The following is a 13544-nucleotide window of genomic DNA, read 5'->3' as shown; positions in this document are numbered from 1 at the left end:
GCGTCACCTCAGCGCCGGAAACAGGCCGAGCACGCCGAACGACGTGATGGCCGTGATGACGAGGAAATGCCAGTAGAGCACGACATTCTGCAGATCCATGTCATGCCGCGCGCTCATTCGCCCGGCAAGGCTGCGGGCAAGGCAGTAGGCCTGCATGACGATCGCCACGGCACCATGCACGACTATCCAGATGGCGATGACCCAGACGATTGCGGGATAGACGTGCGCTGTCGGATCCATCGCGTAGAAATGCGGCCCGGCCAGCCCGGCAAGACACCCGGCCACAGTCAGCAATCCCGATAGTATCAGCGCCGCACGTGTCATTGCCGGACGGTCAGCGGCATTGACGCGGCGCGCCAGCACCATCACGAACCAGGCGAGCACGAAAAGGCCCGCGGCCAGAAGCGGCCAGCCGATACCCGGCCCGGCATGCCCGGCGGTAAAGTCGTCATGGATCGTCCAGTAGAAGAAGTAGCCGAACATCAGGCTGGCATAGGCCGTGCCGTCGCCCGCCATGGTGATGAACATCCCCCACCAGCCGACGGATTGCGGTCCTGAGCTGTAGAGGGGCAACGTCTTGCCGAGACCGATGTCGCGTTCTTCCGAACGGGGGATTTCCGCCGTCCCGGTCCAGAGCCAGGCGATGATCGCGGCGAGCGTGAGGACCGCGCAGACGAGCGTCAGAATCCACCAGTGGAACGTCAGCGCGACGAAGACACCACCGAGCGAGAATGCGGCGACCATCGTCAGGATCGACGTGCCGCCGACCCGAAGGCACTGCAGGGGACGCGCGTCCAGCACCGACGTCACCAGGGTTTCGCGTGCCCCGTCCTGCGCGTCCGGAAGGTAGTAGCGCCCCGCCTTGATATCTTCGAGCAGGCCTGGCTGATCCCAGATCGGGTAACGGCTCTTGATGATCGGGATCGAACGCACGCCCCACCTTTCCTCGGGTTCGCTGATCCATTCCAGCGTACCGGCGTTCCACGGGTTCATCTCCTGCTTCGGCAGTCGATGCTTCGGCCGAACGACGTCGATCACGACGACGGCGACACCCGCGGCAAAAATAAAGGCTCCGATGGTGGAGATGAGGTTGAACCAGTCCCATCCGATGTCGGGGGGATAGGTGAACACCCGGCGCGGCATGCCCCGCAGGCCTGACAGATGCATGGGGAAGAATGCGACGTTGAAGCCCACGAACATCAGCCAGAACGCGATCTTTCCGAGCCAGTCCGAGAGCCTCCGGGCGTTGATGAGCGGGTAATAGTAGTAGATGCCGGCGACAACAGGAAACAGCATGCCGCCGATCAGAACGTAGTGCAGATGCGCGACGACGAAGTAGGTGTCGTGGGCCTGCCAATCGAACGGCACGAGCGCGACCATGACGCCCGTCAGACCGCCGATCACGAAGATAGCAAGGCCGCCGGCCCCAAACAGCATCGGCACGGAAAAGATCACGCGTCCGGCGAGCAGCGTCGCGATGAAGACGAATATCTGCACCCCCGTCGGGATCGCGACCGCCTCGGAGGCCGCCGAGAAAAAGGCGAGCGAGATCTGCGGCAGCCCGGTGGTGAACATGTGATGCACCCACAGGCCGAAGCTGAGGAAGCCGGTGCCGACGGCAGCAAGCACGATCCAGGAGTAACCGACGATCGGGCGCTGGGCGAAGGTGGGCACGATCATCGCCATGATCGCGATCGCCGGCAGGAAGATGATGTAGACCTCTGGATGTCCGAAGATCCAGAAGAGGTGTTGCCACAGCAGCGGATCGCCGCCGCGCTCGGCATCGAAGAACGGCCAGTCGAACATCCGCTCCATCTCGAACAGGATGTCGCCGGCGATCAGCGGCGGGAAGGCGAAAAGGATCATCCCGGCCACGATCAGGAGATACCAGGCAAAGAGCGGCATCATGTTGATGCGCATGCCCGGTGCCCGGCACTTCATGATGCCGACGATCAGTTCGACCGCCGCGGCAATCGAGGCGACTTCGATGAAGGACAGCCCGAGCAGCCAGATATCGGCGCCGATCCCGGAATACTCTTTGTCAGTCGCAAGCGGCGGATACATGAACCAGCCTGTGCTGGGGGCTGCGCCGAAGAAGATCGAGCCGCACACGAAGACGCCGCCGAGCGCGAAGCTCCAGAAGCCGAAGGCGGACAGCCGCGGGAATGGCAGCTCGCGTGCCCCCAGCATCGACGGCAGGAGAAAGATCGCGACGGCCTCGAAGATCGGCACGGCGAACAGGAACATCATCACCGTGCCGTGCAGCGTGAAGGCCTGGTTGAAGACGTCGGCCGAAAGGAACCCATTCTCAGGGACTGCGAGCTGGACGCGGACAAGCAGGGCCAGAACGCCTGCGAAAAGCATGAAAATGAAAGCGGCGGCACCGTACCAGAGGCCGATCTCAGTATTGTTGACAGACGTCCAGTAGCGCCAGCCCGATGGTGTCCGCCAGATTTCGCGCAGTTCCCGCTCCTGTGCCTCGCGCTCTTCCCGGTTTAGCTCCGTGAAACTGACGTCGGTCATCGCAGCCCCGCCAGGAATTCGGATATCGCAGCAATCTCGCCTTGCGGCACCATGTCGAAGGCGGGCATTTGGGCGCCGGGCTTGATTGCGGACGGATCGCGGATGAACCGCTCAATATTTTCGCGCGTGTTTGCCAGCGTTCCTGCGCCGACGGTTTCGCGTTCAGCAAAATGGGTCAGATCCGGCCCGAGCCCTGCGACCGGCGTGGTCCCCCTGACTGAATGACAGGCCGCGCAGCCATGATGGGTGAACAGTCCCTCGCCCTCGCTGCCTTCAGGCTGATTTCCCGACGCCTGCTTCCGCCGCCAGTCGTCATAGGCCTCGCGTTCCATCACCACGACCGAGAAGGCCATGTAGGTGTGCGAGGTCCCACAGAATTCCGCGCATGGCGCTTTGAACACCCCGGTCCTTGTCGGCAAGAGCGAGAGCACGTTCGTCCGGCCGGGGATCATGTCCATTTTCCCTCCCAGAGACGGTATCCAGAAGGAGTGGATCACATCCGCAGCACGGAGAGAGAATGCGACGCGTTCGCCTACAGGCAGCCGCAACTCGTTTGACGTCTCGAACCCCGCCACTCCGTCTTCGGCCGGATAACGTATCCGCCACCAGAACTGCTCGCCGGTCACTTCGATCAGTGTGGGTTCGGGGACGGTGCGGGCGAGCCACGGCCGGACCGAGGGCATCAGCCACACCGCGTAGACGAGGAGCGCGAAGAGTACGACGACAGGAAAGGCGACACCGCCCCAGGCAATCAGCCTTCCCGCGCCCTCCTCCGACCAGGTTTGACGTTGTTGGCCACGAAGGGAATGCAGTAACAGGCCAATGACGGCGAGCCAGATGAATCCTCCTCCGATGACCATCACCACGAACAGGTGATGGACCTCTGCCGCCTCCTGTCCCGCAGGATCGAGTGCCGACTGCCTGCCGGTGCAGCCGGCAAGGACGAGCGGCACCGCCGTGGGAAGCTGTCCGAGTATTTTACATTTGCTGCGATCGGTCATGCATTGGGCGATATGGAGCGCTGCATCGCCTCGGCAAGGTTGCGGGCATCAGCCGCGCCCTTGCTCCCAACCGTGGGCGATGCCCGGAACGTCGCGCCACCAGCAGCGTTATTGCCAGAAGGATCCACCGTCGCGAGGCGATGAAAAGTATCGGGAGGTTCTCATGACTGATCTTACGCTTCAGGACATCGCACAGGAAATGAAGGACATCGACTTCGTGATGCTTTCCACGCAGAGTCAGACCGGTGGGATCTCGGCTCGCCCGATGAGCAACAATGGTGAGGTCGAATTCGATGGTGACTGCTGGTTCTTCTCCTACGAGGACACCCGGAAGATCGAGGATATCAAACGATCACCGGCCGTTTCGCTGACATTCATTGGCGCTCCCTCCCCCCTTGGAAAGCCCGGAATCTTCATCGCGGTCCAGGGCGATGCCGTACTGACCAAGGACAAGACCGTATTCCTGCAGCATTGGACAGACGGACTCGACCGGTGGTTTCCCGATGGCCCTGACACCGAAGGACTGGTTCTGATCAAGGTCGTAGCCAAACAGGTAGACTACTGGGACGGCAACGAGAACGGCTCGATCGATCTAGCTCGATAATACGCCGAAGAATCCGCAATCCAGGCTGGGAACGATCTCCTCGATGGACCGTTCATGCAACACCACAACCAATGGGAGGATAAAGTGCAATCATTGTCCGAAATTTTCGAACACACCTGACGGACGTCTCGATCACCTACTGAGCTTGGGCGCAATCCTCCAGCCTGTCTTCTTGGCGGTTTGGTGGGCAAATAGCCGCGTCTTGGTTCTACCCCTCTATAACCTAAGGCAGCAACCGGCCACGCCCCACCTGCGGAGCCGCTGAGGGTCTGACCTAACAAGCCGATGATCGCGTCTGACCGCATGCGGGTGAGCCGCGGAGCGTGCCCGCGTTCGCGCGCGATGACGACCTCTACGACCGACCTGTGGCCGCCAACGGTCAAAGGGGTTAGGCGCAGACACTTCAGTGGAAAAATTGACCAGCACAGATTATATTGGCCTGCCGCCGACAGCGGCGGACCATCGCTTACGCGACCTACATGCACTGACATAGTCAGCAGAGTTAGTGAGATGCGAATAAGAATCGCCTCTGGCCTGATCGCCCTGCTTGCGGTGTATTTTGGCGGCGGCCTGAGTTACCGCCACGATGTCTTCCCTTGGCCTCAGCTCTTGGCACTCAGAGGAGAGCTTCGAGCGGCGGAGGCAAGTCGATACGTATTCGATAGCACCGGCCGCCTCATTGCCGACGAAAGCAAGACCGCTATCTCCTGCCCACGGCAAACCAATCGAACTGCCGTTCTATTGGTCCTTGGCCAATCCAACGCTGCAAATGACGCCGGACAGCGGTACAGATCGGAATATGGTGCGCGGGTCATCAACTTCTTCGGAAAGCGTTGCTTTGTGGCAGCGTCTCCACTTCTTGGTTCGACCGACACAAAGGGAGAGTATTGGACGCAGTTGGCGAACCTGCTGATCGCATCGGGAGAGTTCGACAACGTGGTCATCGTGCCTCTGGCGTATTCCGGCTCGGAGATTGCACGATGGGCGGAGGGTGGCGACCTCAACGGACTTTTGGTCGAGACGGCGAGGCAGCTTCAAGCCGTCGGTTATCGCGTGACGACCGTCATATGGGACCAAGGGGAGAGCGATTACGTCAAGGGCACAAGCGCGGATGACTATCGTGCGCGATTTCTTTCCATGGTCAATACCCTGCGTGAGCAAGCGATCGGCGCGCCCGTACACATCACCATTGCCTCAAAAGGCCTGGAGCCCAGCAATGGAGGCTTCAAGACACACGTTCCCGACAATTCAATTGTGCGGGCTCAACTTGCCCTTTCTAGAAGTGGAGACGGCCTGCGGGCTGGAGTGAATACGGACACGCTTCTCGGCGAAACCGATCGTTATGACGATTGCCACCTTGCTGGCACCGGCACGGAGAAAGTGTCGCGAGCATGGGCCAGACTACTGCTCTTCGAGCACTAAGTGGAGGGTGGCCAGTTTTGGCGACCCCGGCCATTGCTGGCGGGGGGAATGGGAACTGTTACGGGACCTCGAGAGTTAAAATAACCAACCCATCGCGATCATTCAAATGCAAGAGGTCTCAAGATGGCATACCAAACAGACGGCGTGGCCGGGGAAGAACTTGGGCAGATCAAGATCATCTTGAACACCCTATACCTATGCATCGGATACGCAATTTACCATATCGCAGCGCACGAGGGGGCCGAATCGGCGGAGAAATTCAAAGCCAATATGCTGGTTTCCCTTGAGAAGGGCGACATCGACATGGCTTTGCTGGAAGAACCCAAGACATTCGATCTGGTAATCTCAAAGATCCGGGCTTTGACGGTACCAGTCATGGGCCGCAGCGCTGACGCGAACTAGCTTCGTCACTGCTTTTAGCTGTAGCATTTGACACAAATGCGCCAGCGCCAGGTGGAGTTGCCCCCAAAAGACCGGACATGCTCAGGTTTGAGATTGCGAGCTGATGAACTCGCGCGGGGATTGATATCCTAAGGCGCTGTGCGGATGAAGATTGTTGTAATGCTCGAACCAGAACGGCAGTTGCGCCATGACGGTCTCGGCATCCGGGGTGGGGTTCACCGCGACGTAATCGCGCTTGAAGGTTTTGACGAAGGCCTCGGCCATGCCGTTCGATTGCGGGCTGCGCACCGGCGTCGTGCACGGTTCCATGCCGATGTCGCGCAGCAAGGACGCGGTGTCCCTGGCGATGAAGCAGGAGCCGTTGTCTGTGAGCCATTCGATGGGTTCGGACAGCATGTTGATGCGGCCGAAGCGGTTCTCCACGGCGGTGATCACGAGGTCCTGCACGTCCTGGCTCTTGATGCCCTCGGTGGTGGCGACATGGGCGATGGCCTCACGGTCGCAGCAGTCGAGGGCGAAGGCGACACGGACCTTCTCCTTGTTGTCGCAGCCGATCTCGAAGCCGTCGGAGCACCATCTGATGTTCGAACGTTCGACAGCGACCTGACCGTCGTGGAGACGATCATCGGCCGCTCCGGTGTGGCGCAGCAATAGCAGGTTGTGCAGCTTCATGACTCGATAGACGAGCTTGGCGTTGGGCCACGAACGCCCGTCTTTCCGGGCGTTACGGCGCAGGATGGCATGGACACGGCGATAGCCGTAGGTGGGCATGTCGGCAATGATGGCCTTGATGTCCTCCACCAGTTCCCGATCCGGGAGTGGTGGGCGGCCTCTGGCTCTGGAAGGGGAGCCTGCGGTACGCGCGGCGATATTCGACCGGGCAACACCCAAAGTTTCGCAGACGGTTTTCATTCCAAAATTCCCCTCGGAAGAGAGAGCGAGCGCAACAGATGTTTTTTTGGGCCACCGGCGATTTCGAGGGCTTCCTTCAGGATTTCGCTCTCCATCGTCTTCTTGCCCAGCAGGCGTTGCAACTCCTTCACCTGGGCCTGAAGCGCCCGGTACTCGGATGCCGGAACTACCTCCTCTTCGGCGGCCGTCGCCGTCAGCGCCCCTTGGGACGCCAGCTTGCGCCAGGCGAACAACTGGTTCGGCTGGATGCCGTGCCGACGCGCGACGATGCTCACCGTCGTGTCCGCCTCATAGGTCTCGTGGATGATCGCCAGCTTCTCTGCTGTGCTCCATCGCCGCAAGGTACGCGAACCCGCGAAAAGCTGGCAACATATCGACGACGTCAAATGCCGCACACTGGCGCCTGCTCGACAGGACGCCGAACAAGCAGGGCGCCATATTCGTTCACCAACTGATCGACATGCTCATGTCCTCGAGTGGGTCCTGTGTCAACGCGGTGACCCCGTAAATGGTAGCATCTTCAAGGATATCCGGTGTCAGCTCGGCGGGTGAAACTCGAGCATCATTTATGTGATCCATTTTCCAATCCTCAGTTTGGCGGCTTGGCTTCCGACACGGTATCTTTGTTCCAGCTTTCCGCGGAACCGAAGTGGCAAAACGGTATTACTTCCTGATTGAAGGGAGGCTACAGATGCCAGCGACGTCAAAGGCACGATAGAAAGCCGCAGGCGCGGGCCAACCGCGAAAAGCGGCGAGATCAAAAAGAGCGATCTCAAAGGGCTTCCAAGGAACTGGAAAACTCGATGAGTGAAAAGCAATTAAAAGAGTTCGCTTCGACAAGGCACGAGGGCAAACCCGATCACGTCAATTGTGATGCTCTAACTGCCTCTGGAGTCTCTTGTAGAGAAGTCTAGTTCGCCAATCATGAGGTGCGTCCAAGCTCGACGACGCAATGCTGCGCTTGGGAATGGGCAGTGCGCTAGCTGCATTTGTAAAACAGGTTTCCTGCGCTATCCACCTCGCAATGGAGGATGTCATGCACGATATCATCTCGCCTCGTCAGCCGCTCACCGCGGATAGGCTCATCAAGTGTGAACAGGCTTTGGAGGCCGAGCTTCAAGATCTCATTTGGCGGGCAATGCGCGCCGGATGGGACGAGATGGAGGTCTGTACGGCGATCGCGACGCTCGCCGACCACCACATCCTGGCTACGCTGGAGAATGCGAAGATGGAGAAGACGATCAAACGCTCGCGAAAGAAACGTCCAAACTGACCATCGCGAAGCGGGGCGTGCCCAGCAAGCATTTTATCCCGCAGGAGATGTAGACCTGTGTTCTGCCGCCAGAAGTGAGCGAGCTCGAAGCCATCCTCGCCTACGCGGCGGTGACACACGCGCCGTTGTGGAAACCTTTCTTGCCGATTGCCACCATCTTGGGCGGCAAGTTGCGTTGACTGAGGGTGTCATGAGCCGCGACGCGGCTGGTGGCCACGCTTCGAGCTTCAAGATCCCTGACGGACACGTCCGCGAAATATTCCCTGGCGTGCGCCACGATGCACAGCCTGTCCAAGGTCGAGGAGGTCGGCCAGCTTGTCAAAGTCCGATGCGGATACCGCACTTTGACCCACTTTTATCGAGCTGGCGATATCACCTACCTTGTCGGGAGACGTGTCTGTCCTTGAGATCGAGGGAAACTTCCGCTGCACCCGCTGCGGAAAGAAGGAAGCCATGACGGCGACCCTCGTGCTGCCGAGTGCGGCGGAACGGGTGAAAATGACACTCCGCCACCTGGTGACGATCAAAAACGTGAAGGTTCCCGTCTGAAAAGACGTCCGGGGGTAAAAAAGGGAGGCCAATCGGCCTCCCCTTGCATTGTTTGGCGGAACTATCGATCTTCAGAAGACCGCCTGCCCTGGTCGTCTTTACGCTCGCGACCTTGTTGGTCGTCCTGCTCGCGACGCTGGCGCTGCTGCTGCTGGTCCTGCTGCTGCGGGTTCCGCCGCTGCTGCTGGTCCTTCCTTTGGTCGGGTCGTTCCTGCTGCTGATTTCCCATAACAACACTCCTCATTTGTGGGAATGTCTCGCGTCAGCGAGGACTGAAGAAACGTCAGGCGATCGCTTGTGTTCCGACTTTTTCTGCCGCTTGACACACGCGGATCAATAACGCCACCGTGGAGGGAGGAGGATCAGCATGTGCAATCTCTACAACATTACGACAAACCAGCTTGCGATTCTGCAAGCCACGCGCGCGATGATCGACAGCCTTGGTAATCTTGAGCCGTCGCTCGACATTTATCCCGACTACAAGGCCCCGATCATCCGCAACACGCCTGCCGGCCGGGAAGCGGCCATGGTGCGGTGGGGATTGCCGTCGTCAAAACAGGCGCTTTACCAGGCCGCAGCCAAACGCGCTGACAAGCTCCGCGCGAAAGGCAAGGAAGTCGATTTCGACGAACTGCTCAAGTTGGAGCCGGATGGAGGAACGACGAACGTCCGCAATACCTCAAGCAAGCACTGGACGCGCTGGCTAGGCGTGGAGAATAGATGCGTTGTCCCCTTCACACGGTTTGCCGAGCCTGATCCCGCCAGTAAGGCTGAGGGTGGCAGGACTCCGAATGCCTGGTTCGCGGCAGACGAAACGCAGCCGCTGTTGTTCTTCGCCGGGATATGGGTACCGCGGTGGGAGAGCGTTCGGAAGATCAAGGAAGGGCTGATCAGCACCGACCTGTTCGGTTTTCTGACGACTGAGCCCAACGGCGTGGTTGCTCCAATCCATCAAAAGGCGATGCCAGCAGTCCTTCGAGCCGGAGACGAAATTGAAACCTGGCTAACGGCGCCCTGGGAAGAGGCAAAGGGGCTCCAGCGTCCGTTACCTGACGCCGACCTTGTGCTCGTGCCACCGCCAATGCCGGCTGGATAGTCTTGGTTCGTTTCCTGAAGTGTCATGGAAAGCAAGTTCCCGACATGGCAGCTTTCATCGTCTTGTAGGGTAAGCGCCAGCAATCCTGCTTGTTTCGCCCTGGTGAATTCGCCTCGTGTCCCGCTCATCGCTTCCCCGCGCCCAGCCCAAGAGCGCAGAATAGTAGAAATGTGCGAAAGTTCATCTTGATTTGCGGTGCGAGCATTGGCGCGGGTGAGCTGTGCATGAGGTTTGCAGCGGCCCAACGATATACGCTCGAGATATTCGAGCGGATGCCGGTTCACCGACCATTGGCGCAGTGGAACATAGAGGCCTCCAGGCGGTTAAGGTTATTCGCAAAGGAGGAAAAGCTATGAAACTCAAAGTTTCAATCCCGGCTGCGATTGTGCTGGCAGCCTCTATCTACACGCCGAGCCTGGCAGACTGCGTAGACAATACCGGATCGGTAACCCAAGAAGCACGCAGCGGCATTGCCAAGGATGGAACCCATGCTCCGCTCGAAGGTGCATCGGGGTCGCAAGTCGAAACCAAATCTGCAACCGGCACAACGACAACCAGCTCGGACGCGCTGCCAAACACGGCGCAGAAGGACGGGACCGCTATGCCCATGGGCGAAAGCAGCGATCTTGCCACATCCGGCCAGGACGTTGTTGCTCAGCAGAAGGGCGATAGAACAGCAGCCGCCGAAGCTCAGGATAAATGCAAGTAGACAGATCGCGCTGGATGCACACGTTTAGCGGTCAGGAAACTGATGCAAAAGCTGAGGAACGCACTCCGAACGGGCGGGTGAGTTTACCCCCGATGGCGTCACCGTCCTCGTGAACATTTTTCGCCGGGCTGGCACCGACATGACTGGCGCCGCGAGGTAGTCACCAAAAGAGTGGATGTGTTCGAGTGGGAAGATGGTTTCGCGACCGATAGGGATGCGATCGACGAGTTTCTGGCCACGATAGCGCGGGGATCCGCCGGCAGTGCATTGAGCGGCGATCGATGCCTCGTGGTCAGTTATGCCCTTTCGCTCCTCGCCATCACATCGGTCGGCCTTGCAATGGGCCGACCGTCCCCACAATGTTCGCTGGCGCCACTCAACGGCATGGCCGTCCGGGCGTAGGGGGCTAAACAGGCGTCATTGGCAGGGGGCCGTATAGATACGTCCTCGCGAATCCTGATAGCGGCAGAGGTCACCGTTTCGCGATCCTGCCGGTGTCGTTGCTGTTCCAACTGCCGCGCCCGCGAGCGCGCCGACGCCAGCACCAACGATGGTGCTTTTGGTATTGCGACCGACCGCCTGCCCGACGAGAGCACCGCCAGCCGCCCCGACCAACGCTCCCGTTCCCGCTCGCCTATCTTGTTCTGACGACGCACATCCCGCGACGAGTGCTGTGGCAATCAATGCAATGCCGATGTTGCGTACCATGGCGTTCTTCTCCCTGATTGAGCAAGAATATAGGCGTCCCGTCAACCAAGGCAATATAAGAGCCTGGGCGGAACCCAACCCGCGCATTAGCGTTCCCTAAATCGACCCTCGAAGACAGAGGGCCTCCACGACTGCATGGAGGAATAGATGCAGAGACCTCGCATCGCGGCCCTGGTCGCTATGTTCGCATTTCTACCAGTCGGAGCCGAGGCCATCCATAGCTGCGGCCGCGCTTCGTGGTACGCATTGACGTCGAAAACGGCATCCGGCGAACGCATGGATCCGACGCAGCTCACAGCCGCACACAAGACGATGAAGCTGGGTACAAAGATTGAGGTCACGAGCTCTGAAACCGGCAAGAGCGTCGTTGTGCGGATAAATGATAGGGGCCCATTCGTTCGCGGGCGCGTGCTGGACCTTTCCAAGGCTGCGGCGTTGGAGATCGGGATGATATCGGCGGGGCACGCCCGCGTTTGTTTCGACGACATTGAGGATACTGCCTGGCACCCGCTGTTGCGCCAATCTATGGGAGCCCGCCCGATTTGGTAGCCCGCCCCCAATGGCGGGAATCCGGCTATGATACCGGCCGATCTACCGTATGCGCCCAGTGGATGAAGTCGCCCCTGAGCAGATGCAGCTCATCGTCCAGTCGGATGGAGATGTCGGCTTGGCTATCTCCGTTATGAGTGACACCGACAAAGGCGTCGCCCGAGCGGATTTCATAGCGAAGCTCGTCTCCGTTGAATCTCGAGGCGTTATTATTTTCATCGATGGAGGAAACATCATTCTGTCACCACCATCGAGGCCGAAGTTGTAGATGATGTCCCGCGCCGGTGACGCCACTGTCGATTCCGCCACCGACTTGAATATGAACCTGTCGGCGCCGCGCAGCCGTAACGCCTCGCTCATAGTGGCTTCACGACCTTGGTCCGCGGAGCGCGGGGAACATCCCTCACAGGGACAGCCGATTTAAGGTACGTTGTTACCGCTGAAGTTGGTTGCGCCTACCGCTGCAGCGGCGCACACTCTTTCTTTGGGAGATGATGTCGATGACAAGTTCAATAAGCTCCACTGACTGCGACTGTTCAGACGACCGCGCCAAGCTCGAGGAAATTTTTGACTCTGTGTGTCTGAAGGCGCACATTGCCAAGAGATCTGCCGCTGCTGATGAAATCGCTCGTCGCATGATGCTTCTCTACAGGGCCGGTGTCAGGGATAGTTCCGTCTACTTTGCGATCGCCGATCCCACCAGCCACAGGCGACACACCGATTCCAGGCTTGATAGTGCTCACAAGCGCGGAAGCATTCTACATTAAAACACACGACGTGCCTTTGCCGACACCAACCAAGCCAATGCGGCGGGGCGTCGGCAAAGGTGACACCAAGCACCATACCGCCGATGCGGATAACGCCGAGGAAGCCAGTTCCCATGAACTTCCAACGCTTCACGTCACGTCGCCGGCTTCATCTCCAAGACAAACATCCGCGTCCCAGACGGATCGCAGCTGTATCCTCCATCCGCTGCAGCGGTTGCCACGCATGCCCTCGTCGAGTTTCGCCGAGCTGCCGGTGAACGTAGGCGCCATTTTCGCTCGGCGACATCAGGTAACGGGATCTTGAAGCCTAACACCAATTCTCGTTTTAGCTTATTTGCCGGGGGCGCGGTGGACAGGCGCCGTGCATCTACACGCCCATCCAGTCGCCCGGAACCTTGATGTCGGGATCGCGTTTGAAAACCAGGAAAAGCAGAAGGAGGCCGACTATGCGAAGCATTCTAATTGGACTCACCGCGGCGTCGTTACTCGGCGGTATCGCTTACGCGCAGACCGCAGAAACGACGACAACCGAGACCTTCGTTACTGTTCAGCCGACGGACGTCCTAAGCTACAATCTCATCGATCTCGACGTGACAAATGACGCCGGTGAGACCATCGGGGAGATCAAAGATGTTGTGATCGCCGACGGCAAGCTAAGCGGTTTCATCATGTCTGTCGGTGGCTTTCTCGGTATGGGCGATCATTACGTTATGGTCAGTCCCTCTGCGGTGAAAATCACGTACCTTGAGAACGAAAAGAAGTGGACGGCCGTGATGAACGCCACCAAAGAGGAGCTGGAGAAGGCGCCCGAGTTCAAGTACGAGGGTCGGTTTGAACGCTGAACTCGTTCTACCGGTAGCCCGCCGTGCCGGCGGCGGGCTGAAAACTGATCCAGTATCGGATCTAAGGGCAAACTTGGAGTGGCTACGTCAAAGTTTATAGAATCCTAATTTAAAGCGTTTCGCATCTAACCGGATTCGGGATTCCCGTTTGGGCTGATCTGTGATTCACTTCGCCCATGGAAGGAGA

At 59.1% G+C, this 13544-nt stretch carries 14 protein-coding genes and 2 pseudogenes; 11 read left to right on the top strand and 5 right to left on the bottom strand.

The genetic code is table 11. From position 1 onward, the window contains the following. Nucleotides 1-3: 3 nt before the first annotated feature. Complete coding sequence (gene ctaD / locus OCK02_RS24170) at nucleotides 4-2523, bottom strand: cytochrome c oxidase subunit I (protein ID WP_263815247.1); 2520 nt, start codon at nucleotides 2521-2523, stop codon at nucleotides 4-6. Next, the gene (gene coxB / locus OCK02_RS24165; RefSeq protein ID WP_263815246.1) at nucleotides 2520-3524 is read right to left on the bottom strand and encodes a cytochrome c oxidase subunit II; all 1005 of its coding nucleotides are present in this window, start codon (nucleotides 3522-3524) and stop codon (nucleotides 2520-2522) included. The genes ctaD and coxB overlap by 4 nt, the downstream gene beginning before the upstream one ends. Before the next feature lie 163 nt (nucleotides 3525-3687). On the opposite strand from coxB, the gene OCK02_RS24160 reads away from it, so the two are divergent. From OCK02_RS24160 to OCK02_RS24150, 3 genes are all read left to right on the top strand, one after another. Further along, nucleotides 3688-4128 (top strand): pyridoxamine 5'-phosphate oxidase family protein, encoded by a 441-nt coding sequence (locus tag OCK02_RS24160; RefSeq protein ID WP_263815245.1) that lies wholly within the window; start codon nucleotides 3688-3690, stop codon nucleotides 4126-4128. A 510-nt stretch (nucleotides 4129-4638) separates the two neighbouring features. Further along, entirely contained in the window at nucleotides 4639-5550 is a 912-nt protein-coding gene (locus OCK02_RS24155; protein ID WP_263815244.1) for a sialate O-acetylesterase, read from the top strand. A 123-nt stretch (nucleotides 5551-5673) separates the two neighbouring features. Continuing rightward, on the top strand, nucleotides 5674-5952 hold the full coding sequence (locus OCK02_RS24150) for a hypothetical protein (RefSeq protein WP_263815243.1): 279 nt from the start codon (nucleotides 5674-5676) through the stop codon (nucleotides 5950-5952). A gap of 81 nt (nucleotides 5953-6033) precedes the next feature. Here OCK02_RS24150 and OCK02_RS24145 read toward each other — a convergent pair. Then, nucleotides 6034-7250, bottom strand: a protein-coding gene (locus tag OCK02_RS24145) for an IS3 family transposase (RefSeq protein ID WP_412178919.1) whose coding sequence is annotated in 2 segments (ribosomal slippage) — nucleotides 6034-6918 and nucleotides 6921-7250 — 1215 coding nt in all. Because the reading frame shifts where the segments join, the coding sequence is not laid out codon by codon here. Between the two features lie 305 nt (nucleotides 7251-7555). Here OCK02_RS24145 and OCK02_RS24140 point away from each other — a divergent pair. The 6 genes and pseudogenes from OCK02_RS24140 to OCK02_RS24115 form a co-directional block, all read left to right on the top strand. Next, nucleotides 7556-7778 (top strand): annotated as a pseudogene (locus OCK02_RS24140) (DUF3008 family protein). Nucleotides 7779-7900: 122 nt separating this feature from the next. Next, complete coding sequence (locus tag OCK02_RS24135) at nucleotides 7901-8137, top strand: hypothetical protein (protein WP_263815242.1); 237 nt, start codon at nucleotides 7901-7903, stop codon at nucleotides 8135-8137. Nucleotides 8138-8801: 664 nt separating this feature from the next. Further along, nucleotides 8802-9026, top strand: coding sequence for a hypothetical protein (locus OCK02_RS24130; RefSeq protein ID WP_263815241.1), 225 nt, complete (start codon nucleotides 8802-8804; stop codon nucleotides 9024-9026). Nucleotides 9027-9053: 27 nt separating this feature from the next. Further along, nucleotides 9054-9782, top strand: coding sequence for an SOS response-associated peptidase (locus OCK02_RS24125; protein WP_263815240.1), 729 nt, complete (start codon nucleotides 9054-9056; stop codon nucleotides 9780-9782). Between the two features lie 352 nt (nucleotides 9783-10134). After that, entirely contained in the window at nucleotides 10135-10491 is a 357-nt protein-coding gene (locus OCK02_RS24120) for a hypothetical protein (RefSeq protein ID WP_263815239.1), read from the top strand. Nucleotides 10492-10552: 61 nt separating this feature from the next. Next, a pseudogene (locus OCK02_RS24115) lies at nucleotides 10553-10770 on the top strand (hypothetical protein); the annotation flags it as partial. Between the two features lie 138 nt (nucleotides 10771-10908). Here OCK02_RS24115 and OCK02_RS24110 read toward each other — a convergent pair. After that, nucleotides 10909-11199, bottom strand: coding sequence for a YMGG-like glycine zipper-containing protein (locus tag OCK02_RS24110; protein ID WP_263815238.1), 291 nt, complete (start codon nucleotides 11197-11199; stop codon nucleotides 10909-10911). 147 nt (nucleotides 11200-11346) lie between these two features. Here OCK02_RS24110 and OCK02_RS24105 point away from each other — a divergent pair, with 147 nt between their 5' ends. Continuing rightward, nucleotides 11347-11748, top strand: a complete 402-nt coding sequence (locus OCK02_RS24105) for a septal ring lytic transglycosylase RlpA family protein (protein WP_412178914.1) — start codon at nucleotides 11347-11349, stop codon at nucleotides 11746-11748. Nucleotides 11749-12408: 660 nt separating this feature from the next. Here OCK02_RS24105 and OCK02_RS26285 read toward each other — a convergent pair. Beyond that, the gene (locus OCK02_RS26285; protein ID WP_412178913.1) at nucleotides 12409-12648 is read right to left on the bottom strand and encodes a DUF1515 family protein; all 240 of its coding nucleotides are present in this window, start codon (nucleotides 12646-12648) and stop codon (nucleotides 12409-12411) included. 313 nt (nucleotides 12649-12961) lie between these two features. Here OCK02_RS26285 and OCK02_RS24095 point away from each other — a divergent pair, with 313 nt between their 5' ends. After that, nucleotides 12962-13357, top strand: coding sequence for a PRC-barrel domain-containing protein (locus tag OCK02_RS24095; protein WP_263815237.1), 396 nt, complete (start codon nucleotides 12962-12964; stop codon nucleotides 13355-13357). Nucleotides 13358-13544 lie beyond the last annotated feature (187 nt).

It is taken from the genome of Rhizobium sp. TRM96647, from assembly GCF_025780115.1.
Taxonomy (GTDB): domain Bacteria; phylum Pseudomonadota; class Alphaproteobacteria; order Rhizobiales; family Rhizobiaceae; genus Mycoplana.
This window is presented reverse-complemented; position numbering and strand designations above follow the sequence as displayed.